General features: G+C 55.4%; 23 protein-coding genes. 13 read left to right on the top strand and 10 right to left on the bottom strand.

Annotated elements, in window-relative coordinates:
* Nucleotides 1-123: 123 nt before the first annotated feature.
* Nucleotides 124-885: a hypothetical protein gene (locus BHW66_RS08300; protein WP_286689001.1), complete on the bottom strand. Its 762-nt coding sequence runs from the start codon at nt 883-885 to the stop codon at nt 124-126.
* A 60-nt stretch (nt 886-945) separates the two neighbouring features.
* Nucleotides 946-2,100, bottom strand: a complete 1,155-nt coding sequence (locus BHW66_RS08295) for a glycosyltransferase (RefSeq protein ID WP_286689000.1) — start codon at nt 2,098-2,100, stop codon at nt 946-948.
* A gap of 298 nt (nt 2,101-2,398) precedes the next feature.
* Between BHW66_RS08295 and rfaD the strand changes: the two genes are divergently transcribed.
* From rfaD to BHW66_RS08275, 4 genes are read left to right on the top strand one after another with little or no spacing between them, the layout of a single operon-like run.
* A complete protein-coding gene (gene rfaD / locus BHW66_RS08290; RefSeq protein WP_237970263.1) occupies nt 2,399-3,385 on the top strand; it encodes an ADP-glyceromanno-heptose 6-epimerase in 987 nt (328 codons plus the stop codon).
* Between the two features lie 21 nt (nt 3,386-3,406).
* The gene (locus tag BHW66_RS08285; RefSeq protein WP_286688999.1) at nt 3,407-4,381 is read left to right on the top strand and encodes a glycosyltransferase family 9 protein; all 975 of its coding nucleotides are present in this window, start codon (nt 3,407-3,409) and stop codon (nt 4,379-4,381) included.
* Nucleotides 4,378-5,403: a glycosyltransferase family 2 protein gene (locus BHW66_RS08280; RefSeq protein WP_286688998.1), complete on the top strand. Its 1,026-nt coding sequence runs from the start codon at nt 4,378-4,380 to the stop codon at nt 5,401-5,403. Before BHW66_RS08285 ends, BHW66_RS08280 begins: the two co-directional genes overlap by 4 nt.
* 10 nt (nt 5,404-5,413) lie before the next feature.
* On the top strand, nt 5,414-6,400 hold the full coding sequence (locus tag BHW66_RS08275) for a glycosyltransferase family 8 protein (protein WP_286688997.1): 987 nt from the start codon (nt 5,414-5,416) through the stop codon (nt 6,398-6,400).
* Nucleotides 6,401-6,512: 112 nt separating this feature from the next.
* Here BHW66_RS08275 and BHW66_RS08270 read toward each other — a convergent pair whose 3' ends face one another.
* Entirely contained in the window at nt 6,513-7,364 is an 852-nt protein-coding gene (locus BHW66_RS08270) for a metallophosphoesterase (protein WP_286688996.1), read from the bottom strand.
* Nucleotides 7,365-7,555: 191 nt separating this feature from the next.
* Between BHW66_RS08270 and BHW66_RS08265 the strand changes: the two genes are divergently transcribed.
* The 8 genes from BHW66_RS08265 (at nt 7,556) to BHW66_RS08230 (ending at nt 13,432) form a co-directional block, all read left to right on the top strand.
* Complete coding sequence (locus BHW66_RS08265; protein WP_022396399.1) at nt 7,556-7,723, top strand: hypothetical protein; 168 nt, start codon at nt 7,556-7,558, stop codon at nt 7,721-7,723.
* Nucleotides 7,724-7,846: 123 nt separating this feature from the next.
* Complete coding sequence (locus BHW66_RS08260) at nt 7,847-8,824, top strand: bifunctional oligoribonuclease/PAP phosphatase NrnA (RefSeq protein ID WP_046436475.1); 978 nt, start codon at nt 7,847-7,849, stop codon at nt 8,822-8,824.
* Nucleotides 8,821-9,555 carry a tRNA pseudouridine(55) synthase TruB gene (gene truB, locus BHW66_RS08255; protein WP_012419800.1) on the top strand — a complete coding sequence of 245 codons (735 nt, stop codon included), beginning with the start codon at nt 8,821-8,823 and terminating at the stop codon, nt 9,553-9,555. The genes BHW66_RS08260 and truB overlap by 4 nt, the downstream gene beginning before the upstream one ends.
* A 3-nt stretch (nt 9,556-9,558) precedes the next feature.
* Nucleotides 9,559-10,494 (top strand): riboflavin biosynthesis protein RibF, encoded by a 936-nt coding sequence (gene ribF, locus BHW66_RS08250; protein WP_102758712.1) that lies wholly within the window; start codon nt 9,559-9,561, stop codon nt 10,492-10,494.
* 73 nt (nt 10,495-10,567) lie between these two features.
* Nucleotides 10,568-10,906 carry an aspartate 1-decarboxylase gene (locus BHW66_RS08245; protein WP_012419798.1) on the top strand — a complete coding sequence of 113 codons (339 nt, stop codon included), beginning with the start codon at nt 10,568-10,570 and terminating at the stop codon, nt 10,904-10,906.
* A gap of 41 nt (nt 10,907-10,947) precedes the next feature.
* Nucleotides 10,948-11,403 carry a preprotein translocase subunit SecG gene (gene secG, locus BHW66_RS08240; protein WP_102739901.1) on the top strand — a complete coding sequence of 152 codons (456 nt, stop codon included), beginning with the start codon at nt 10,948-10,950 and terminating at the stop codon, nt 11,401-11,403.
* Between the two features lie 161 nt (nt 11,404-11,564).
* A complete protein-coding gene (locus tag BHW66_RS08235; protein WP_012419796.1) occupies nt 11,565-12,206 on the top strand; it encodes a prepilin-type N-terminal cleavage/methylation domain-containing protein in 642 nt (213 codons plus the stop codon).
* Nucleotides 12,207-12,364: 158 nt separating this feature from the next.
* The gene (locus BHW66_RS08230) at nt 12,365-13,432 is read left to right on the top strand and encodes a 3-deoxy-7-phosphoheptulonate synthase (RefSeq protein ID WP_031930484.1); all 1,068 of its coding nucleotides are present in this window, start codon (nt 12,365-12,367) and stop codon (nt 13,430-13,432) included.
* A 121-nt stretch (nt 13,433-13,553) separates the two neighbouring features.
* On the opposite strand, the gene BHW66_RS08225 is transcribed toward BHW66_RS08230, so the two are convergent.
* The 7 genes from BHW66_RS08225 to guaB form a co-directional block, all read right to left on the bottom strand.
* On the bottom strand, nt 13,554-14,033 hold the full coding sequence (locus tag BHW66_RS08225; RefSeq protein ID WP_094140648.1) for a hypothetical protein: 480 nt from the start codon (nt 14,031-14,033) through the stop codon (nt 13,554-13,556).
* Nucleotides 14,034-14,285: 252 nt separating this feature from the next.
* Nucleotides 14,286-15,272 carry an AEC family transporter gene (locus BHW66_RS08220; protein ID WP_094140650.1) on the bottom strand — a complete coding sequence of 329 codons (987 nt, stop codon included), beginning with the start codon at nt 15,270-15,272 and terminating at the stop codon, nt 14,286-14,288.
* Nucleotides 15,273-15,381: 109 nt separating this feature from the next.
* Entirely contained in the window at nt 15,382-16,092 is a 711-nt protein-coding gene (locus BHW66_RS08215) for an NYN domain-containing protein (protein WP_215711983.1), read from the bottom strand.
* Between the two features lie 34 nt (nt 16,093-16,126).
* Nucleotides 16,127-16,765 (bottom strand): HAD hydrolase-like protein, encoded by a 639-nt coding sequence (locus tag BHW66_RS08210; RefSeq protein ID WP_094140652.1) that lies wholly within the window; start codon nt 16,763-16,765, stop codon nt 16,127-16,129.
* Nucleotides 16,762-17,367 (bottom strand): sugar O-acetyltransferase, encoded by a 606-nt coding sequence (locus BHW66_RS08205; RefSeq protein ID WP_094140654.1) that lies wholly within the window; start codon nt 17,365-17,367, stop codon nt 16,762-16,764. Before BHW66_RS08205 ends, BHW66_RS08210 begins: the two co-directional genes overlap by 4 nt.
* Nucleotides 17,368-17,447: 80 nt before the next feature.
* Nucleotides 17,448-18,971: a glutamine-hydrolyzing GMP synthase gene (guaA, locus tag BHW66_RS08200; protein WP_031930479.1), complete on the bottom strand. Its 1,524-nt coding sequence runs from the start codon at nt 18,969-18,971 to the stop codon at nt 17,448-17,450.
* A gap of 12 nt (nt 18,972-18,983) precedes the next feature.
* Complete coding sequence (gene guaB, locus BHW66_RS08195) at nt 18,984-20,435, bottom strand: IMP dehydrogenase (RefSeq protein ID WP_102733769.1); 1,452 nt, start codon at nt 20,433-20,435, stop codon at nt 18,984-18,986.
* A 188-nt stretch (nt 20,436-20,623) separates the two neighbouring features.
* Here guaB and BHW66_RS08190 point away from each other — a divergent pair, with 188 nt between their 5' ends.
* Nucleotides 20,624-21,118: a low molecular weight protein-tyrosine-phosphatase gene (locus tag BHW66_RS08190; RefSeq protein WP_102733826.1), complete on the top strand. Its 495-nt coding sequence runs from the start codon at nt 20,624-20,626 to the stop codon at nt 21,116-21,118.
* The last annotated feature ends 213 nt before the right edge of the window (nt 21,119-21,331 follow it).

Genomic DNA, 21,331 nt, shown 5'->3' with positions numbered 1-21,331 from the left:
AAAGGAATTTTCGGGCTGAAGCTGTGGAAAAGGACGGGAAAACAGTTCATGGTGCGTCAGATTGCCCCGTTTGGAAACGTCGTGCAGCCCGGTTGTTCCGAATGGGGAAGCTTTACCGGATTCCTAATCCGTTTCTTTGGAAGAAAGAAGGAGCTGCCTGCATTTTTCCAGCCATCCCTTTTTCCCGGCCCGTGGGATTCCCATGTCCCGTCTGTCCTGGAATGGAAACAAGGAGAGCTGTTCCCAGTTTTCCGCATAGGTTTCCGATCCATCGAGGGTAGTAATGCCCCTCAGTTTGCATAGGATGGAGAAGATGCTCAGGTCATACCGGTTTTCCACAAAACCCGGCAGGTTGGGGGAGGCGGAAGGAGTGTTGTCCGCAAGATGCAGATGGTCGTAAAAGACATGGAGCCAATCCCGGATCAGGCTTTCCGTGAGCGGGTTCTTTTTCAGGAAAACATGGCCGCCCGCAATTTGCTGGGTATGCGTGATATGCCCGTCTTCTTGGGAAACGCCGAAGTGGCGGAAGATATCTCCTTTGGTCCATTTGTATTCCGGCTGTCCGTTGGTGAAAACCAGCATGCCGCGGCTGTCGCGGTCCAGCATGTTTACGTATTCCCGGAAGCGCTCCGTTCCGTTGGCGTTGATATGGCAGCCTGCATCCAGATAAAGGAGGCGGTCGCCTTCCTCCATTTCTTGGAGGACATGGTGGATGACCCAGGGTTTCCAGGACCAGTATCCGAATCCCCGGCAGGACGGCGTCAGGTACCGGCCCATGCGGCTGGTGAATTCTGCGGAAAGGTCGTGTTCCGTGAAGAGCGTGATCTCATCAAAAAAATCCAGCGCTTCCGCCTGCCTGCCCAGCCGCTCCAGGGCGGCCGACATGCGGGAGTCTGCAAATGAGAGAAAACGGTTCATTGATCCGGAATGGGAGGATAAGGCAATTTACAGGGAAGGCGGCGATGTGTCAAACGGCTCTTCCAGAGAAGCGTTTTCTTTTTGAAACCCATTGGGGCAGACTTGGGAAAAATGTTCCGCAAGCATTTTTTTGCAGGAGTAATAACGTCCTTTTTGTCCGGGAAGCAGGGAGCAGGCTGCCAGCAGAATGCGCCCCCAGCCGTTGGGGACCGGTTTCGCCGAGTTCAACAGGTCCGCCAGTTGCCTGTCCCGTCCCGATAGAGCGGAGAGGAAACGTTTTCCTTCCGCCTTCTGATAGAACAGGCTCCACCAGTCCAGCGCGGAACGTTGCTGGACAGCAGTCATCTGATGGAAAAGGGGATGCTTGGAAACAAAAAAAGGCCTGATTTTCCGAACGCCGTAAGCGAACAGGCCTTCATTCTGCCATCCTTGTTTCTGCCAGTAGTCCACAATGTACAGCAGCCGCTGGAATTCCTGCACGCATTTGGAGTAGGTGGGAACGTTGCAGCGGCGGGAGAGGGAGCCGTTGCGCATAAGGCGGTAGTAATACAGGCAGTCGGGAATGAACAGGAGACGGGAGGCATGGGGAACGGCCATCAGCCGGAAGGTTTCATCCTCTGCACCGGATTTCAGATGTACGTTGAAGCGGAGGCGGTGGGCGTCCAGCATGCTTTTCCGGAACAGTTTGCTCCACACGCAGATATCCATTTTCCCCCAGATGGAATCCCGGAAGAAGCTGGCCGGAGAGGCGTTCTCTTCAAAATGCCGGGAGGGTGATCTTCTTTTGGCTTCGATAAGCCGGTCTGACGAGTCTTCAAAAACATGGTTTCCGCATTCCACAATGTCTGCGTCATATTCCAGAGCCGCCGAAAAAAGGCGGGAATACATTTCCGGATCCATGTAGTCGTCCGGATCCGCAAAGCCGACATAAAGGCCGCAGGCGGCATCCAGCCCTGCATTCCTGGCTGCGGAGACGCCCGCGTTCCGCTGGTTCAGAAGGATGATTCTGCTGTCCTTTTCTTTCCAGCGCAGCAGATGTATCCAGGTCTCATCCGTGGAGCCGTCGTTGATGCAGATAATTTCAATGTTCCGGAGAGTCTGGCGTACCAGGCTATCCAGGCAGCTGTCCACGTAGGCGGCTACATTGTAGCAGGGAACAATGATGGAAACATCAGGGATCATAGGGGGTTGTGTGTAACGGATTTACAATCCGTGGTCAATGATAATTTTTGCAAGACAGGTCTTACCGAAAGTTTTTAACGTTGCCAGTATGAAAAGAGGATTTGAGGGGCGCATCCTCCGCAGGCTGCGCGGGGATTGCGTTCCAATGGTTTTCCGCATGGAACGGTCAGGGTTTGGAGTGTCCGGATTGTAAATTCGTTGAAAATTGGGAGCCGGGGAACGCCTCAAATGGCAGTTGCCTAGGGACGGGTGGATGTGGTACAAAAGGCCGTACAACTTTTTCATTGATTCTTCTCTTATGATTATTGTCACGGGTGGGGCCGGGTTTATCGGCTCAAACATTGTCGCCGCTCTGGAAAAAGCCGGTAAAAAGGATCTTGTGGTGGTGGACGAGCTGGGCTCTTCCGACAAGTGGAGGAACATTGCCAAGAGAGAGCTGTGCGCCGTGGTTTCTCCGGAAGGCATGCTTGATTATATGAAGGCGCATGCGGATGAGGTGGAGGCGGTCATTCACATGGGGGCCATTTCCGCCACCACGGAGACGGACGCCGATTTGATTATCCGGACGAATTTCACGCTGAGCTGGCATTTGTGGGAGTTTTGTTCCCTGTACGGCAAACGGTTTATTTACGCCTCCTCCGCAGCCACGTACGGGGACGGTTCCATGGGGTTTGACGATGACGCCTCCCTGGAGCACGTCAACGCGCTGCGGCCCCTGAACGCATACGGCTGGAGCAAGGCTTTGTTTGACCGCAAAGTGGCCCGGGAAGTGAAAGAAGGGCGTCTGGCCCCCCCCCAATACGCCGGGCTTAAATTTTTCAACGTGTACGGCCCTAATGAATACCATAAGGGCGGGCAGAAGAGCGTGGTGGCCCATATATTCCCCCAGGTGAAGGCCAATGAGACGGTGAAGCTGTTTAAGTCTTATCATCCCGATTACCGTGACGGATGGCAGCTCCGGGATTTCGTGTGGGTGGGCGACTGCGTGGATGTGGTGCTTTGGCTGCTGGAGCATCCGGAGGTGAGCGGTCTGTTCAACGTAGGTTCCGGGAAGGCACGCTCTTTCCACGATCTGGCGAAGGCGGCATTCCATGCGCTGGGCCTCCAGGAAAAGATTGCCTACCGGGAGATGCCTGAAGAGCTCAGAGGAAAATATCAGTATTATACGCAGGCGGATCTTTCCAGGCTGCGCGCTGCCGGCTATGCAGCGCCCATGACTTCCCTGGAGGATGGCGTGCGCCGGTACGTGCAGGAGTATCTGGACAGGGAAGATAGTTACGTTTAACCCCCATTCCTTTTTTCTCCCATGCCCGCACAGCGCATTCTGATTATCAAGCATGGCGCCCTCGGCGATGTGGTGCTCGCCATGGGGACGATGAAGCGGCTCCGCGAACTTCATCCGGAGGCGCATATCACCTTGATGACCATGGGAATGTTTGTTCCCATGGCGGAGCAGCTCGGGGTGTTTGACGATTTTATCGTGGACAACCGCCTGCCCTACCGGAAGCTGGGCGCCACCTGGAGGGCCGTCCGTTCCATAGTGAAGGGGAATTTTGACGTGGTGTACGATCTTCAGGAATCTTCCCGCACAAGAAAACGCTATTATCCCGCCGTGCGCTTCCTGCTGGACCATGACATGGACTGGGTGGCCTGCAATTCCGGGGATCGGCGCAGATTGCTGAAGAAGAAATCCTTCCGGTGGGGGAAGGTGGAACGGGCGCCGTTCCGTTTGGAACGCGTCCTGACGGATCTTTCTTTCATGCACGGGGAGGGGCTGCACTTTGACGAGCTTCCGGAACGCTATGTGATGATGATTCCGGGCTGTTCTCCCAACCATCCCTACAAGCGCTGGCCTGTAGAGAATTTCTGCGCCCTGGCGAAACGCCTGGCGGCACGGGGCGTGTTCTCCGTCGTGATCGGCACCCGGGCGGAGGCTGCGGAAGTGGAGGCCATTGCCGCCAGCTCTCCCCTGGCTGTCAGTTTTCTGGGCAAGTCTTCCCTGATGGATATTCCCCAGATGGCTTTGCGTTCCCTGGCTTGTGTGGGCAATGATACGGGGCCTACGCACATGTGCGCCTATGCCGGGGTTCCCGTGATCGCCATTTTCTGTCACCGGACGCGCAACTCCGCCATTACGGCCCGGTGCATTTCCAACCTGATTTCCCCCGGCGCCATTGAGGAAATTACAGTAGACCAGGTATGGTCCTCTCTGGAACCCTTTCTGCCGCCGCAGGAGGGGCTTGAACAAATAAGGGCGGCAGGCTCTCCGTTGGCGTCATGACGGTTCCCGTGAACATTTCCGTGCTGGTTCCGGTTTACAATGTGGAGCCGTACCTGGTTCAGTGCCTGGAAAGCATTTGCTCTCAGACGCTTCGTGAACTGGAAGTAGTTTGCGTGGATGACGCTTCCACAGATGGCTCCCTGTCCATTCTGCGGGAATTCGCGGAGCGGGACCCGCGGGTGAAAGTGGTGCAGGCCCCGGAAAACGGCGGTTTATCCCGTTCCCGGAATCTGGCGATGAACCATGCTGTGGGAGAATATTTGTTTTTGGTGGATTCCGACGATTGGCTGGAGACGGATTTGCTGGAGGAGATGTATTCCCGTGCGAAGGCGCTGGATGCCGACAAGCTGGTATGCGGGTTCCGGTATTATTACGAGGCCGACCCCGGCCGGGAAGACCGGTTCATGCCGGAGGACATGGCCCCTCCGGAAAAAGGGTGGCTTCCCTGCACTCCGGAGACCATTGGGAAAATACATCATGGAGCGGGAGGTATGATGATCAGGCGTTCCATTGTGGAAAAGCATGGCATCCGGTTCCCCGAGGGCGTTGCCTGTGAAGACCTGTATTTCCATTACGCCGTTTTTCCGTGGTGCAGGAGAGTTTGCGTCGTCAGCAGGGCGGCTTACGTTTACCGCAAGCGGGCCGGGTCCATTACCAGTGATTTTGCGTCCGGCAGTTCCCTCCAGTCGCTGGATTACCTGACGGTGGCGGAGCTGGTGCTGAAGGAATGGAAAGAAGCCGGAATTCTGGAGGAATACAGGACGGCATTTTTGAAAATGCTGGTAATGGGCGTGAGGAACATCCGCAAATACGCCCCTCATGCCGTTCAAAAGGAGGTTACCCGGAAGGTGGCCGATATGCTTTGTCAGGAAAATCTGTACCGTCCCGGAGAGGATGATTCCAGTCTGTCCCGCCGGGAAGGAAAGTTGCTGAAAACCTGGATGGGCGGAAAATCCGGCTTGGACTTTTCCTATTACTGGAAGAGAATACGCAAGGCGGGAGCCCGGTTGCTGCGCCGCTGACACCACCCAAATGAACGATCCGATGAAAAAGAATGAATTTGCCGTCGTCCTGGCCAGTGACAATCGGGGAATCCTGCCTTTGAGCGTTACTGTTTTTTCTCTCCTGAATACTGCCGGTCCGGAGACTTTTTACAAAATTTACGTGCTTTCCGACGGTATTGACGGAGAGAACCGGGCAAGCGTGGAGCGTCTGGCCGCTCCGTTCGATTGCCGTCTGGAGTTCATAGACGTTTCCGGCATTTTGGAAGAGCACGACTTTCCCCATACGGAACAATGGCCGGTGCCAGCCTGGGGACGCGTGTTCATCCCGGAATTATTGAAGGAAGAGCGGGGCAATATTCTGTATCTGGACATTGACGTTCTGGTTTGCCGGGATTTGACGGAGCTGTTCCGGACGAATATGGACGGAAAAGCAGTAGGGGTGGTGTTTGAGAATTTTTCCAGACCCGGTTCCCATTTTAACGAACGTCTTGAGATGCCGCTGACCTGCACGGGATATTTCAATTCCGGCGTGCTGCTGATGAATGTAGATGTCTTCCGGGAGAGGAATCTGGTCAGGGCTGTGCTGGATTATGCCGTCACTCACCGGGACAGGCTGACGTGTCCGGACCAGGATGCCTTGAACGGAGCCCTGTGCGAGCTGACCGTGCCGCTGCACCCGCGCTGGAACTGGCATGACGGCTTGACGCGCCGCATTTTGAAAAACGATCCCCGGGAACAGTTTTGGCGCGGCGTTACGCCGCGCCAGGCGGTGGAAGCGGCTTTGGAACCGGGCATTCTTCATTACCAGGGGGTGCACAAGCCCTGGCGGTATAATTGGCGTTATGAAGGGGAACGTTACGAACGGGTTATGCGTGAAGCCGGGCTGCTGCGCGGTCCGCTGCCCGGAAGAACGCTCCCGGCCGTCTTGAAAAAGCACCTTTACCGGCCTGTTTACCGGATGACGGCCAGAAAGATTTTAAGGCTGAAGGAAGGGTTTGATAACCGGCTCCTTTGAAACTATGGAACCCGGCCGTTCTTTTCCGTTTTCCTTATGGATTGCCGCCAGCGTGGAGCGGAGGGGGAGGGCACCGGGAAGGAAGGGACTGTATTTTAACGGGAGGAATGGGTCAATGCAGTTCCAGCAGATAGATTTCCGGCGGGCAGTTGAAGCGGAGGGGGAGTGTGCTTGTCCCCAGCCCCTTGGTGATCAGGTAGGTATTGCCGCCGGAGATATGCCAGGGATAGGTGTAGGGTAGGGCATGGTCCGGGCTGGCTTCAAACCGCAGGAGGCCGAAAGGAAGGCAAACCTGGCCTCCGTGGGTGTGCCCGCTGATGACGATGTCCACGTCTCCATGGGAAAGTATGCGGTCCGTTTCCGGACGGTGGGAAAGCAGGAAATGAGGGATGTCCGGCGACTGGCGTTTGGGCAGCCGTTTTCTGACATTGCGCGTCGTATCCAATATTCCGGAAAGCTGAAGCTGCCTTCCGTCCTTGAACGTGACAAGCGCGCTCTGGTCTTCCAGCACGGTGATTCCCGCCTGTTTCAGTTCCCTGCTCCAGTTGTTCCAGCCGAAGGTGAAATCATGATTTCCCTGAATAGCAAAGACCTCGCAGGGAGCCGTCAGGCCTTTCAGCAGCCGGGCGGCCGTGGCGGGATCCATGCTGGCGTTTTCGCTGCTTCCCCGGGCATAGTCCCCAACCAGCAGAATCAGGTCCGGCCGGAGCCGCATGATCCTCTGAACATAGCGAAGGGCCCTCACTTCATCAAACGCGGTGGGCATCAGGTGCAAATCGCCGGCAATAACGACTTTAACGGGTGTTCCCTTCCCTTTCCACTGGGGGACACGGTAGTCCACTTTCCTGACAAACAGAAGATTGGGTTCTATCAGGTACGCCCAGGTCATGCCGGCCACGCCGAGCGCGCAGAGGCTCAGCAGGAGAATGCCGAAAAACCGGAGTATTTTGACGGAAAAGGGCATGAAAAGGATACAGCTTGGCAGAGATTATAATTACAGATAACCCCGGGCGAGCGATTTATGCGTCTTGCCATTTTGGGAAAGGCGTCTCCTTGGGAGATTTTTGCAAATTTGATTGACGGGCGCCCGCATGGTATGCTTTTATGCTCCAAGATATTTCCATATCCTTTATCACCCATCATTTAACCACGCATATGAAGAAGATTACCGTTATGGCTCTTGCCGCTTTTGCGGCGAGCATCATGGCTTCCTGCTGCTGCCAGGATCAGGGTGCTCCGCCCCTGACCCCCCTGCCCAAGTTCAATGACCTGAACCAGCCCGCCGTGGATGTGGCTCCGGTGGTCATGAAGTCCAAGAAGTAATCCTCTTCCGGGATTAAGTACGACTTTTCAAGCCGCACTTGGTGATTGTCCAGGTGCGGCTTTTTCTATAAAAACACGGCAGTACATATGGAAGATTGGAAACATTGTCCCCAATTTGCGCCTTTGGCGGATCTGATCCGCAGCCATGGCAGTTTTGCGGTAATTGCGCATGTTCATCCGGACGGCGACGCTATCGGCTCCACGCTGGCTTTGGGGGAAGCCCTGAAGCAAATGGGAAAGAAGGTGGTGATGATGAACGAGGACGGGGTGCCTTCCAATCTGGCCTTTATGCCGGGTGTGGAAAATATTATTCCCACGCCTGATGAGCCGGTGGATGTGGAAGTAGCCATTTCCGTGGATAACGGCGCGCTCAAGAGGCTGGGAGAACGCAGCCTGGAGGCTTTGGCGGGAGTGAAGGTGTGGGCGAACATCGACCACCATCGGACGAACGAACTGTTTGGAGATGTGCAGTGCGTTTTGCCGGACGAATGCGCCACGGGGGCGGTTTTATATTACTTTTTCAAGTATCTGGGCATTCCCGTTACTCCGGTGATGCGAGACGCCCTTTACGTGGCCGTCAGCACGGATACGGGGTCTTTCCAGTACCAGATGACGACGGCGGCCGTCATGGAACTGGCTGCGGATTTGATCCGGATGGGCGTTGACGTCCAGGACATCAACCGCCAGCTTTACCAGGAAAAGCCGTGGGTGAAAATGCAGTTGATGCGTGAGGCGCTGAACGGAATGAAGCTGACGCCGGACGGCAGGATTTGCACGTTTTGCCTGACGAATGAGGCAAAAGCCCGGATTGGAAGCCGTCCGGAAGATACGGAAGGCCTGATTGACCTTCTGCGTTCCGTGCAGGGAGTCTGGCTGGCCGCTTATCTGGAAGAAACGGAGGACGATCCCCGCATCCGTATTTCCCTGAGATCCAAGACGCCTGAAATATCCGTCGCGGAGCTGGCCTCCCGTTTCGGCGGAGGCGGCCATTCCATGGCCGCCGGAGTGCGTATCCGGGGGCCTATTGAAGAAGTGCGCCTTACTATCCTGAAGGCCATGCGGGAAGAAGTGGAACGCGTGCTCCGACAGAAGATTTCATGAATGTTTCAGATTCCATCCAGGTTCCTTCGGGCGTCCTGTTGATTGACAAGGCGCGGGACATGACTTCCCACGATGTGGTGGCAATTGCGCGCCGTTCCCTGGGAATTAAGAAAATAGGCCACTGCGGCACGCTGGATCCCATGGCTACGGGATTGCTGATGCTGGTGGTAGGGAAGGCGACCAAGCTTCAGGACAAGTTGATGTGCGAACACAAGGAATACGCCGGAACCCTTATGCTGGGCGTGGAGACTTCCTCTCAGGATGCCATGGGAGAAATAGTGGCGGAGTATTCCGTAGACGGAGTGACGGAACAGGCCGTGCGTGAAGCGTTTGACCGGTTTGACGGAGCTTTTGAACAAATTCCTCCGATGGTTTCCGCCATCAAAAAGGACGGGGTGCCGCTGTACAAACTGGCCCGGAAAGGTCAGGAAATTGTGCGGGAGCCGCGGCCTGTGGAAGTGTTTGGCCACGGAATTTCACGCGTGGCCATTCCGGAAGTGGATTTTACCGTTCAATGTTCCAAAGGTTTTTATGTGCGGTCCTATGCTTATGATATTGGGAAGGCATTGGGCTGCGGAGCGCATTTGAGCGCCCTCCGGCGCACCAGGTCCGGTTCTTTTACGCTGGACCGCGCCATTACGGTGGACACCCTGAAAACCGCGCCCAGGGAGGAACTGTTCCGGGCCATGCTTTCCCTGAAGGAGCTGGCGGATATTCTGATTGCCGGGTAGCATATGGTCATTTACCGGGAATTCAAGGAATTGAAAAGCCTTGCCGCCCCCGTACACTGGGCCATGGGGATGTTTGACGGGGTGCATCTGGGACATGCCGGAGTGATTGCTGCGGCGGTGAAAGGGGCTGTTCTTGACGGAGGAATTCCCGCCGTGCTGACATTCCGCACCCATCCGCTGGCCCGGGTGAGGCCGGAAAGCGTGCCGCCCGCCATCATGGGGGAAGATGCTGAAAAATTTGCCTTGATGGAAGAGCTGGGGGTGAAGGCGGTGCTGTCGCTGGAATTTTCTTCCAGGCTGGCGTCCATGAGCCCGGAAGAGTTTATTGGGGAACTTTGTTCCTCCTGCCGGGTGGCTCAGATTGCCGTGGGAGAGGACTGGCATTTTGGCCGCGGCAGGGCAGGGAATGTAGAAACCCTGCGCCTGCTGTCCTGCCGCTACGGGTTCCGGGTGACGGCCGTTCCTCCTATTCTGCAGGACGGGGAGCGCATAAGCAGCACCCGGATTCGCGAAGCCGTGCGCGAGGCGGATTTTTTACAGGTTGCCGGCATGCTTGGCCGTTCCTACCGCTGGAAGGGCCCGGTGATTCACGGGCGCCAACTGGGGCGCCTGCTGGACTACCCCACGGCCAATATAAGACCCGGTTGCGGGTTACAGCCTCCCCATGGCGTTTACGCCGTGCGCGCCCGGGTGGCCGGCAAAAAATACGGAGGCGTAGCCAATCTGGGGGTGCGCCCCACCGTGGAAGGTGAGACGGGGGAACTTTTGCTGGAAACGCATTTATTCGGCCACCCGGGGGATATTTACGGGCGGGAGATGGAAGTGGAACCGGTCCGTTTCCTAAGGCCGGAAATCAAATTCCCCTCTTTGGAAGAATTGAAAAGCCAGCTTGCCCGGGATGCCGCCCATGCCGCGGAAGCGCTGGAGGAGGGGGAGTAAGACACAGAAAACCGTAAAATGGAGGATGACGGCTTGACCGGAGGGGCGATCGGGGGTTTGTTGTTCGAACGTCATGTTGGTTGAGCAGTTAAAATCAAAAATTCATCGCGCCATGATTACCCGTGGCGATGTTCAATATGAAGGCAGTATTGAAATTCCTGCCGATTTGATGGCCGCCGTGGATTTGTGGCCCGGGGAAAAAGTTCTCGTAGCGTCCGTCACGTCCGGGAACCGTCTGGAAACATATGCTCTCCAGGGGCCTGCCGGCACGGGGAACATCATCATGAACGGCGGTGCGGCCCATTTAATCAAGACGGGCGAACGGGTGGTCATTATGAGTTTTGCCTTGTCGGACAAGCCCATCATCCCCAAGAAAATCGTCTGCAACGAGCATAACGAAATCATTTCCTAGACTTTACAAACCGTTCGAATTCACACATACTCCCCGCGCTCATGAACCTTTTTTTAGCAGATTCACTCAATATCAGCATTCAGTTGCTTTTTGCCGTTTTGGTGATTGTATCACTTCTCCTTCTGGGCGTAGTGCTTATGCAGAGACCCAAGCAGGAAGGGCTGGGAGCCGCCTTTGGCGCAGCCATTACGGACCAGGCCTTTGGCGCCCGGACGACGGATGTGCTGAAAAAAGCCACGGTGTACTTCGGAACCGCGTTCATGGTTCTTTGCCTGGGGCTGGGCATGCTGATCAACCGGCAGCACGTTAAGAGTTCGGAAAGCCTGTTGAGCCCGGAAATGATGAAGGCTGCCGCCAGGCAGGAAGCTTCCATTCCCGCCAAGACGCCGGAAGAACTCCAGCAGGAGGAGCTGCGCAGGCGCGCCGCTGAAGCGGAAGCCGCTTCTTCTCAGGCTCCGGCCCCTGCTTCCGCAGAAACCCCTGTCCCCTCCAACTAAAGGAGCATTCTTTTTAAACACCCCGGCTGCCGGAAGGCGCCGGGGTGTTTGTGCACCGGGGTTATTCCGTCTGCTGCCGTTCCGGGAACAGGCTTTGAAATAGGCGGCGCCGGTTGTTTTCCGCTTGCCCTGAACTGTAATTGCGCTACTCTTGGCAAAGTATGAAGACACCTTTTTTGAACCGTAAGTCCAAGGGATTCACGTTGATTGAATTGCTTGTGGTGATTGCCATTATCCTGACGCTGGCCGGCATCGCCATGACGGTGGTGAACGGCGTGATGGAAAAATCCAAGGTTACCACGGCGCGAAGCGATTGCAACGGTCTGCAGACGGCTGTGGAAAATTACATGCTGGACAACGGCCGCGTTCCCGTGGCCTGGAGCAGCCGGGAAATGACCAAGCAGGCCCACAAGGACGGACAGTATTACGTGACAACCGCCGTGGACGACGATAGCCGCATCATGAGCATCCTGACCAATTATATGGACCGGGCGGATGAGGACAGAAAGTTGAATCCCAAGAAAACGGCTTATTTCAATACGACGACTACGGATGTGGAAGGCGCTCCCGGCCTGTTTTTTGAAAGCCGCGGCCGTGTGGGCCTGATGGATCCTTGGGAATCTCCCTATTACATCATTTTGAATGCCAACCCTGACGACCGTACTCCCCGTGTTCAGGTAGGTTCCCGGATGGTGACCAAGAACGTGGCCGTTTACAGCACCGGCAAGGACAAGCAGGGCAGCACGGCGGACGGCCATATCAACAATCCGGAATTGACGGAAGACAATGTGACTTCCTGGTAATGCATGACGGCGCCTCTTGTCGGGAGGCGCGGCCGCTTCATTTTGCGGGGCTTCCGGCTTATGGCCGTGAGGCCCCGCGGTATATTCAGGCATAAAGCCCGCAAACCGTATTTTTTTCTTTTCAACTTCTCTCAAAAACCTCTCAATAAGCCCCAGACATGAACTGGTTCAAAACAGACGACATACGCATTCAAGACATTGAGCCCCTGATTTCCCCCGCCATTTTAATCAAGGATTATCCGGCAACCACCGAAATCGCCAAAATGGTGGCTACGACCCGCAAGAATGCGGAGAACATCATTTCCGGCCACGACGACCGCCTGCTGGTGGTGGTGGGGCCGTGCTCCATCCATGATCCCCAGGCTGCCGTGGACTATGCCTCCCGCCTGAAGGAACAAATGGCGCGCTTTGAAAAGGATCTGGTGATCATCATGCGCGTGTATTTTGAAAAGCCCCGCACCACCGTGGGCTGGAAGGGCCTCATCAACGACCCGTTCATGAACCATACCTTTGACATCAACCGCGGTCTCCATATGGCCCGCGGGCTGCTGCTGCGCCTGGGGGATATGGGAGTGCCCGCAGCTACCGAGTTCCTGGACACCATCACGCCGCAGTACATTGCGGACCTGATCACGTGGGGCGCCATCGGCGCGCGCACCACGGAAAGCCAGGTACACCGTGAACTGGCTTCCGGGCTTTCCATGCCTGTGGGATTCAAGAATGGCACCAGCGGCAGCCTGCAAATCGCTGTAGACGCCATTGTTTCCTCCTCCTGCCCTCACTGCTTCCTTTCCGTGACCAAGCAGGGAGTTTCCGCCATTGTTTCCACTACGGGCAATAAATCCTGCCACCTGATCTTGCGCGGTTCCTCCCTGGGGCCGAACTTTGATGAAGATCATGTAAAGGAAGCGGAAGAAGCTTTGCAGAAGGCCGGCATCAACAACCGCATCATGATAGACTGCTCCCACGGAAACAGTTGCAAGGATTATCGCAAACAGCCGGCTGTGGCCGCCAATATCGCGGAACAGATATCCAGCGGGTCCGAACAGGTTGTTGCCGTGATGATTGAAAGCAACATTGTGGAAGGGGCCCAGCCGTTGAGTTCCGACCTGGTGTACGGCAAGAGCATCACGGACCAGTGCATTGGGTGGGAGACGACAGTGGAAGTGCTGGAAACCCTTGCCGACGCTGTCCGCAAACGCCGTGCCAAACGGCAGGAAGCGTAAGCGTGCCCATATTCCGGAGGATTATTAACGGAGTTGGAGGCTGGCGAGACTGCCGGAAACTGCAGGTCTCATCCTGTATATCCGGGTGATTTTACGGCTCTTCGGTGTTTTTGCCGAAGAGTCAATGATCGTCCCCCCACAGATAAGAATGGCGTTCGGAAATCGTTTTGCCGCGGTTGTCCTTCAGGACGAGCTTCCATGCGAGGACTTCCCCTTTTTCTCTGGCCTCATCCCCGATGAATTCGAAAACGGAGTTTTGCGTGCCGCCTTTTCTCCCGGCTGGATAGGAAATGGATTTTGTCAGGACGGTTGAACCTGTCTTTCCTTGGCGGTATATCATGACCAGGGTTGCCGCCTGTTCCGGATTGGCATCGTTCCATGTGACGAAGTAGTATTGACCCAGACGCTGAAGGCGCTGTTGCTGGGAGACGGCGCCATGCAGCAGATAGGTGGCCTGGGTGCGGTGCATGCCTACGTCTTCCGCAGGAACCACCGTGGTTTTTAAGGGCACCTCCCGAACGTGTTCAATCCGGGAAACCTGCTCCGCGCAGGAAAACAGGACCGGCAGCAGGGCGGCGCAGAGAGGAGCAGGAAATTTCATGAATCCATTCAATACATATCCGACTGGGGAGTCAACCCAAAGGTAGGGAAGCATTCAGCATGGAATGCAGGATGGAGACGGAAAGGATGCGGATATTTCAGCAGGGAAATTGTTCCGCCGCCGAACCTTGCAGCCTGGTTTTATTTCCATCAAGGGGCAGGACACCGGGAACGGAATCCTCCGGAAAAGCGGAAGATGTTGGGCAAGCGGGCCGTCCCGGACCATCCGGGGATTGATGTCGCCATTATCCCGTTAATACAATGGTACGACCAGGGTGGAACCAAGAGCCAGCCAGCAGGGTAGTGTGAGGAAGGAAGCCACCGTCGTTGTCAGCAGGATTTGAGTGCCCAGGTCCGGATGGCCTCCGAAACGTTTGGCCAGAATGACCGGAATGACGGCGGAGGGAATGGCTGCCTGGATGATGATGACGCGCTTGATATAATCATCCACCGGAAGGAAATAAGCCATCAGGAACAGCAGTGCAGGGGCCAGCCCCAGCCGCGTCAGCAGGCCGCAGATGATGGGTTTGGGTTCCCACTTCATGTTATGCCATAAATCCCGCATGGAACATCCGAACAGGATCAGGCACAGGGGAGTGGCGCAGTTGCCGATCATTTCAAGAGTCTTCATCAGGGGCGGTTGGGCTACATAGGTTCCCAGGCCGGACCAGGCAAGAGCCAGGCCCACGATAACGGCCAGCAGGGGGCCGCGGAAGAAAACGCCCATATTCAGATTGCCCGGGCCGCCCGCGATGATGATGACGCCGATGCTCCAGACGACCAGCTCACACCCCACATTGTGGACGAAAAGGACGCCCAGTGTGGGATCGTTGCCGGCGGCAAACAGCATCTGGATGATGGGAATGACGAAAAAAGCGTAGTTCTGCACTCCCGCCGTCAGGGTGAACGTACGAAGGCCCGTGCCGATGCGCATGCGCAGCAGTTTAGCGACCAGCCATGCGGCCGCGATGCCGAGCAGAAGTTCCAGGGCCCCGGCTGCGATGGCCTGGAGGGAAAAGGAAACGCTGCTGAGCGTCTCATTTCCGGAGAGCACCATGTACTTCATGATGCTGTGGAAGACGAGGCAAGGATAGGCCACATCCATCGCGATGCGCATGATGGGCGCGTCATGGTCTGCCTGGATGACTTGCTTGTGGCGCAGATAGAAACCCGTGGCAAAGAAAAGATAAACGGGAATGGTGGAGAGAAAGGTGGTGAGGATGACGGCGCCGGTATCCATGGCAGAAGGAACTGTTTTTGCGTTAAATGAGCGTATAAAAAACAGGAATTTATTTCTTGTTCCAAGATAGAATCAGATGAATATAGTTATAGAAGATAACTCTATAATTTTATTTGCATTGATATTTTGTATGCGATTTTTCAAGTTTGTATTTTTCCGGAAAATACTGAATGAGTTTATAAAATTTGGAATAGTATTCTTTTAAAGAAAAATCAGGTTGTTTATTTTTAATATAAGATGATGCCCGAGATAAGGCTACCCATCCTTCTTTTTTGTGCGTTTCAAATGCCTCCTTAAGTAATTTATGAATAGACTCAGGGATTTTTTTTCGTTTTTCTGATCCAGATTGAGAAGGCTTATTTTGTAGTGTATTATCTATTTTAGAGTCAGCAGTTTTTAATAAAATAAATTCATTGCAGCTTTTTTTGAAAGCCTCTGGAGTTTTCTTCTCTCCGATACCAATTACATAAATACCATGTTCCCTGACATATAGGGAAACGGGAGTGAAATCGCAGTCGCTCGAAACAATGGCAAGGGCATCGTAAGACGATTGATACAATAAATCCAAGGCGTCAATAGTCAACGCCATATCCGTCGAGTTTTTTTGGGGAGTATAATTAAATTGCTGCTCCGCTTTTATGCCAAACCGGTTTAGCGAGTCTTTCCAGTTTTTTAAACTTTCCTTGCTCCAGTCGCCGTAGGCTCTTTGAATCACGATGCGGCCATATGCAGATATTTTCCGAATGACGCTTTCAAGATTATCCAGAGCGATGTTCTCAGCATCAATCAGAAGGGCCAGTTTTTGAAATTTTTCCATCATGTTTTTCCTTATCCAAGTGAGGAGGATCTTCTAATTATTTCTCAATGGACAGGAATAATGTCAATTCCTTAATGCTGGGAAAAACCTTTGAGGAGTTGGCTTTTTCCAATCCGCCGACGTCTGCGGTCGTTGCCCAGGCGGCGGACAGGCAGGTCACCCCCGCTTTTTTGCAGGCGGCCACATCTGAAACCGCATCCCCGATATAGTAAAATTCATCTTTGTTCAAGCGGAAGTCGTGCAGAAGCTCTTCAATAGCTTCCGCCTTGTTGGGCCTGTCTTCCGCTCCGGTTTTGACGGAACAGAACAAATCCCGCATGCCGAATTGCTCAAGCGTGATGCGGCAGCTTTTGTCTCCCTTTCCGGTAATCAGGGCGACAAGCACGCCAGCCTTTTGCAGGGTTTCTATCAATTCGCGTATGCCTTCATACGGAGCCGGACATGATTGATGCATTTCTTCATAAACCGGGTAGAAATCATGGAGAGCTTCCCGCCATTTTTCTCCGGCGACTTTCTTGATCATTCCTACTTCATTCAGGCCGAAAGTCTGCGTGATTTCCCGTTCGCTCAGCGTGTGGCCGGCGTAGGGAGAAACCGCTTTTTCAAATGCCCTGATGCACATGGGGACCGTGTCCCCTATGGTTCCGTCCAGATCAAAAGCGATCAGCTTGATCATTGTTCCCGACTTCCGTTGATTTTACGAATAACCTTGCAGGGGTTCCCCGCCGCCAGACTGTCGGGAGGAATATTTTTGGTGACCACGCTGCCGGCTCCGATGACGCTTCCTTTTCCGATGGTAATGCCGGGCAGGATAATGACGCCGCCGCCAATCCAGCAGCCGTCTTCTATTGTTACCGGAAGAGCGTAGGTATGGCGAATGTATTCAACTCCTTCATCCGTTTCCACGGGAGTAAGGCGCTCATCCAGCTCAATGGGGTGCGTAGCGGTGTAAATCTGTACGTTGGGGGCGATCAGCACATTGTTGCCGATGGTGATCCTGTTGCAGTCCACGAATGTGCAGCCCGTATTGACGGTGACGTTGTTTCCGATATGGATGTTGCGGCCGTAATCGCAGATGAAGGAATGGCCGATGGAGACCTTGGCGCCGATGCTGCCCAGCATTTCCTGCAGCACCTGCCGCTTTTCCTCCTTATGGTCGTAAGGCAGGGAATTGTATTTCATCAGGAGCCGGTGCGTCTTGTTTTTGAATTCCAGAAACACCTTGTCATGGCAGTCATACCATTCGCCCGCCATGCATTTTTCCAGTTCAGTCATTATTTTCTCCTTTCTTGATCCTTATTGCCGGAGAGGAGGAGCGGGGCACCCTGCTGAACGAGCGTCAACAGGGCGCGGAAGCTTTACTCCCACTCAATGGAAGCCGGGGGCTTGGTGGAAATGTCGTAAAGGACGCGGTTGATGCCCTTTACTTCATTGAGGATGCGGTTGCTGGTTTCCCTCAGCAGGGCCGGGGGGAGTTCCACCCAGTCCGCCGTCATGGCGTCTTCCGACACGATGGCGCGCAGGTTGGTGGCCCATTCATAGGAACGTTCGTCCCCCTTCACGCCCACCGTTTTTACGGGAATGAGGCCGGCGTAGGCCTGCCAGACTTTGTCGTACCAACCGTATTTCTTCAGGTTGCCGATGAAGATGGCATCGCATTCCCGGATGATGTCCAGGCGTTCTTTGGTGACCACGCCGGGGCAGCGCACGGCCAGGCCGGGGCCGGGGAAGGGGTGGCGCCACAGAATGTCATGCGGGATGCCCATGGAGGCGCCCAGTTCCCGCACCTCGTCCTTGAACAGTTCCGCCAGGGGTTCCAGTACTTTCCCCTGCGCCTGGAGTTCCAGCACGCGTTCCACGCGGTTGTGGTGGGTCTTGATGACGGAGGCCTTGGATTTGGCGTTGGAGGCGCTTTCGATCACGTCCGGGTACAGGGTGCCCTGGGCGAGCATTTCCGCGTCTCCCACGGCATCCCAGAAAACGTCGATGAACAGGCCTCCGATGATGCGGCGTTTCTTTTCCGGATCGCTTTCTCCGTCCAGAGCCGCCAGGAAGCGTTCGGAGGCATCCACCGTTTCAATTTCCACGTTCATACGGGCGAAATTGGCCCGCACTTCCTCTGCCTCGTTTTTGCGGAGCAGACCGTTATCCACAAAGATGGCGCGCATGTTCACGCCCGCTTCATGCAACAGAACGGCCAGAACGGTGCTGTCCACGCCGCCGGAGACGCCGCAGACCACCTGCCTGTTGCCTACGCGTTCCCGGATTTCCCGGATGAGTTCCCTTTTAAAGTCTCCGATGTCGAACTTTTTAAGATTGGCCGCACAGGAAAGGAAGTTGCGCAGGATGGTGCGCCCTTCATGGGAATGAGTCACTTCCGGATGAAATTGGATGCCGAAGGTGGTTTCTCCCCATTGGAGGGAGACAGGGACGCCTTCCGCATTGCGGGCGATTACGCGGCAGCCTTCCGCCAGATGGTCCACCGTGTCCGAATGGCTCATCCATACCTGGGAGGAAGGGGACATGTCCCGGTACAGGCCCGCACAGGTTTCCGGCAGCAGGGCGGCGGGGCCGTATTCCCGCTTGTTGCTGGCTTTTACGGTGCCGCCGTGCTTGATGTTCAGCAGCTGCATGCCGTAGCACACGCCCAAGACGGGGACATTCAGGCTTTGGAGCCATTCAAAGTCAATGTCCGGGGCGTCTGCGTCCGTGGTGCTTTTGGGGCCGCCGGAAAGGATGACGGCGCCGGGTTCGTGAATCTGGTCCAGGTCTTCCAGCGCATACAGCTTGGCCATGTAGCCCAGTTCGCGCACGCGGCGTACGATGAGCTGGGTGTATTGGGAGCCGAAGTCAATGACGGCTACGAGGTGCTTGTCGTCCATGTGAGGGAGGAGTTAACAGGAATAATTGACGGGTTCTTCCGTGATGGTGATATCGTGGGGATGGCTTTCCTTCAGCCCGCCGGAGGTGATTTGAACGAACCGGGCCTTGTTCCGGAGTTCCTCCAGATTGTGCGCGCCCAGATAACCCATGCCGGAGCGCAGGCCGCCCATGAGCTGGAATACCACGTCCGCCAGCATGCCTTTATACGGAACGCGCGCTTCCACGCCTTCCGCAACGAGCTTGCCGGAGCTGTTCTGACCGTAGCGGTCGCCGGAGCCGCGGCGCATGGCGCCCAGGGAGCCCATGCCGCGATACTGCTTGAAGTGGCGGCCCTGGTAATGAACCACCTTGCCGGGGCTTTCTTCCGTACCTGCCAGCAGTCCGCCCAGCATCACCAGGTCGGCGCCTGCGGCCAGGGCTTTGACAATGTCTCCGGAATAGCGGATGCCGCCGTCCGCAATGACGGTGACGCCCGCGGGACGCGCCACGGAGGCTACCTCCTGAATGGCGGTGAATTGGGGCATGCCCACGCCGGATATGACGCGGGTAGTGCAAATGGAGCCGGGGCCCACGCCCACCTTGATGGCCTGCACGCCCGCCTTGATGAGATCGGCCGCTCCTTCCGCCGTAACCACATTGCCGGCCACGATGGGACGGTCCGTCAGCTTGCGGAGGTTGGAAACCACGTCCATCACGCGGGTCGTGTGTCCTGTGGCGGCGTCAATGAACAGGGCGTCCGCTCCGGCGGAAATCAGGGCTTTGGCTCGGTCCAGATAATCGGGGCCGACACCCACGGCGGCGCCGCAGCGCAGGTGGCCGTGTTCATCCTTGGAAGCGTCTGCAAACATGGCGCGCTTCTGAATGTCCGTTTCCGTGATAAGGCCGGCCAGCACGCCGTGTTCATCCACCAAAGGAAGCTTTTCAATGCGGTGGGTGTAAAGGATGTGGCGCGCTTCCTCAATGGTCGTGGTGGGAGCCGCCGTAATCAGGCGGGGAAGGGGAGTCATGACGTCCTCGACTCGGACATTTTGGTAATCGTCCACGCCGCGCATGTCGCGGCCGGTGATGATGCCTTCCAGCTTGCGGTTGGCATCCACGACGGGGAAGCCGGAATAGCCTTGGTCCATCATGATCTGGTGGACTTCTTCCAGCGTCATGTCCTTGTTGACCGTGACGGGGTTCGGGATGACCGCGTTTTCAAAACGCTTCACGCGGGAAACCATGGCCGCCTGGATGTCAATGGGGTTGTTGCGGTGGATGACGGCCAGACCGCCTTCCCGCGCCAGGGCAATCGCCAGTTCCGATTCGGAAACGGTATCCATGGCCGCGGACAACACGGGGATTTTCATGTCAAAGCCGGGAACAAGCTGGGAACTGATGTCCGCGTCGCCGGGAAGAATCGCGCTCAGGCGGGGCAGCAGGAGCACGTCATCAAAACTTAATCCAAGAGGGAAATCTGCCATGCGATAATCTACAGCCGGACATCCTTTAACGCAAGCCGAAACACAGGAGAATCTTATTTTTGAATGAGCGGCGCAGTTTCTTTCTCTGCCCCATGCCATATTCGCGGGCGTTTCCGTTTCCCGTGCAGAAACTCTTCCCTCTTGAAATGGGGAGGCCGCCTGCCTATCCTGAAAAAGAAATGACGTCCATGAGTGCTCCCGAACCTTACCGAGTCCTGTTTGTCTGTCTGGGCAACATCTGCCGCTCTCCTGCCGCGGAAATCATTTTCAAAAAAATGGTCGCAGAACAAGGTCTGGAACATTTGATTGAGAGCGATTCCGCCGGAATGATCGGTTACCATCGGGGCTGCCCTCCGGATAGCCGGATGCTGACGGCGCTGAAAAAATACGGATATGAGGATCCGGGGCTTAAGTCGCGCCCCGTGCGGAAAGAGGATTTGGAACAATTTGACCTGATTGTGGGAATGGACCGTGAAAATCTGCGGGATTTGAAACGGTTGGATAAAAAGGGACAGTGGGCAGGCAAGATAGCGCCCATGTGTTTTTTCACGACTCGTTTTCCGGATGAAGAAGTGCCGGATCCCTATTATGGGGGGCAGGAAGGCTTTGAATATGTGGTAAAACTGCTTCAGGACGGTTGCGGCAATCTGCTGGAGCGTTTGAAGGAGCAGCTTTCCTTGTAAATTCAGGCGTGGAGGCTGGGAAAGTGGTGGTTTATCCTGCTTTCTCTCCATTCAGACATGCCGGGGTTGCTGAACATGCCCGCAGGCGATAACCGTTTTTATGGATTTTGGATTTCTTTTCCAATTCAGGGAGATCATGCTTTTTCCGTTGAAGAGTTCATGAATCCATGTTAAATGAAAAATTGCTGTGTTTCATGGCGCGCAGTTAAAGGC

It is taken from the genome of Akkermansia sp. 54_46, from assembly GCF_001917295.1.
Lineage (GTDB): Bacteria > Verrucomicrobiota > Verrucomicrobiia > Verrucomicrobiales > Akkermansiaceae > Akkermansia > Akkermansia muciniphila.
This window is presented reverse-complemented; position numbering and strand designations above follow the sequence as displayed.

Bases quoted from the DNA above. Each gene is read 5' to 3' on its own strand.
- BHW66_RS08215 (WP_215711983.1), bottom strand. From the start codon at position 16,092: ATGATGGAAAAATTTCAAAAACTGGCCCTTCTGATTGATGCTGAGAAC.
- secG (WP_102739901.1), top strand. From the start codon at position 10,948: ATGAACCTTTTTTTAGCAGATTCACTCAATATCAGCATTCAGTTGCTT.
- ribF (WP_102758712.1), top strand. From the start codon at position 9,559: ATGGTCATTTACCGGGAATTCAAGGAATTGAAAAGCCTTGCCGCCCCC.
- truB (WP_012419800.1), top strand. From the start codon at position 8,821: ATGAATGTTTCAGATTCCATCCAGGTTCCTTCGGGCGTCCTGTTGATT.
- BHW66_RS08280 (WP_286688998.1), top strand. From the start codon at position 4,378: ATGACGGTTCCCGTGAACATTTCCGTGCTGGTTCCGGTTTACAATGTG.
- guaB (WP_102733769.1), bottom strand. From the start codon at position 20,435: ATGGCAGATTTCCCTCTTGGATTAAGTTTTGATGACGTGCTCCTGCTG.
- BHW66_RS08270 (WP_286688996.1), bottom strand. From the start codon at position 7,364: ATGCCCTTTTCCGTCAAAATACTCCGGTTTTTCGGCATTCTCCTGCTG.
- BHW66_RS08265 (WP_022396399.1), top strand. From the start codon at position 7,556: ATGAAGAAGATTACCGTTATGGCTCTTGCCGCTTTTGCGGCGAGCATC.
- guaA (WP_031930479.1), bottom strand. From the start codon at position 18,971: ATGGACGACAAGCACCTCGTAGCCGTCATTGACTTCGGCTCCCAATAC.
- BHW66_RS08285 (WP_286688999.1), top strand. From the start codon at position 3,407: ATGCCCGCACAGCGCATTCTGATTATCAAGCATGGCGCCCTCGGCGAT.
- BHW66_RS08245 (WP_012419798.1), top strand. From the start codon at position 10,568: ATGTTGGTTGAGCAGTTAAAATCAAAAATTCATCGCGCCATGATTACC.
- BHW66_RS08190 (WP_102733826.1), top strand. From the start codon at position 20,624: ATGAGTGCTCCCGAACCTTACCGAGTCCTGTTTGTCTGTCTGGGCAAC.
- BHW66_RS08295 (WP_286689000.1), bottom strand. From the start codon at position 2,100: ATGATCCCTGATGTTTCCATCATTGTTCCCTGCTACAATGTAGCCGCC.
- BHW66_RS08235 (WP_012419796.1), top strand. From the start codon at position 11,565: ATGAAGACACCTTTTTTGAACCGTAAGTCCAAGGGATTCACGTTGATT.
- rfaD (WP_237970263.1), top strand. From the start codon at position 2,399: ATGATTATTGTCACGGGTGGGGCCGGGTTTATCGGCTCAAACATTGTC.
- BHW66_RS08210 (WP_094140652.1), bottom strand. From the start codon at position 16,765: ATGATCAAGCTGATCGCTTTTGATCTGGACGGAACCATAGGGGACACG.
- BHW66_RS08230 (WP_031930484.1), top strand. From the start codon at position 12,365: ATGAACTGGTTCAAAACAGACGACATACGCATTCAAGACATTGAGCCC.
- BHW66_RS08225 (WP_094140648.1), bottom strand. From the start codon at position 14,033: ATGAAATTTCCTGCTCCTCTCTGCGCCGCCCTGCTGCCGGTCCTGTTT.
- BHW66_RS08300 (WP_286689001.1), bottom strand. From the start codon at position 885: ATGTCGGCCGCCCTGGAGCGGCTGGGCAGGCAGGCGGAAGCGCTGGAT.
- BHW66_RS08275 (WP_286688997.1), top strand. From the start codon at position 5,414: ATGAACGATCCGATGAAAAAGAATGAATTTGCCGTCGTCCTGGCCAGT.
- BHW66_RS08220 (WP_094140650.1), bottom strand. From the start codon at position 15,272: ATGGATACCGGCGCCGTCATCCTCACCACCTTTCTCTCCACCATTCCC.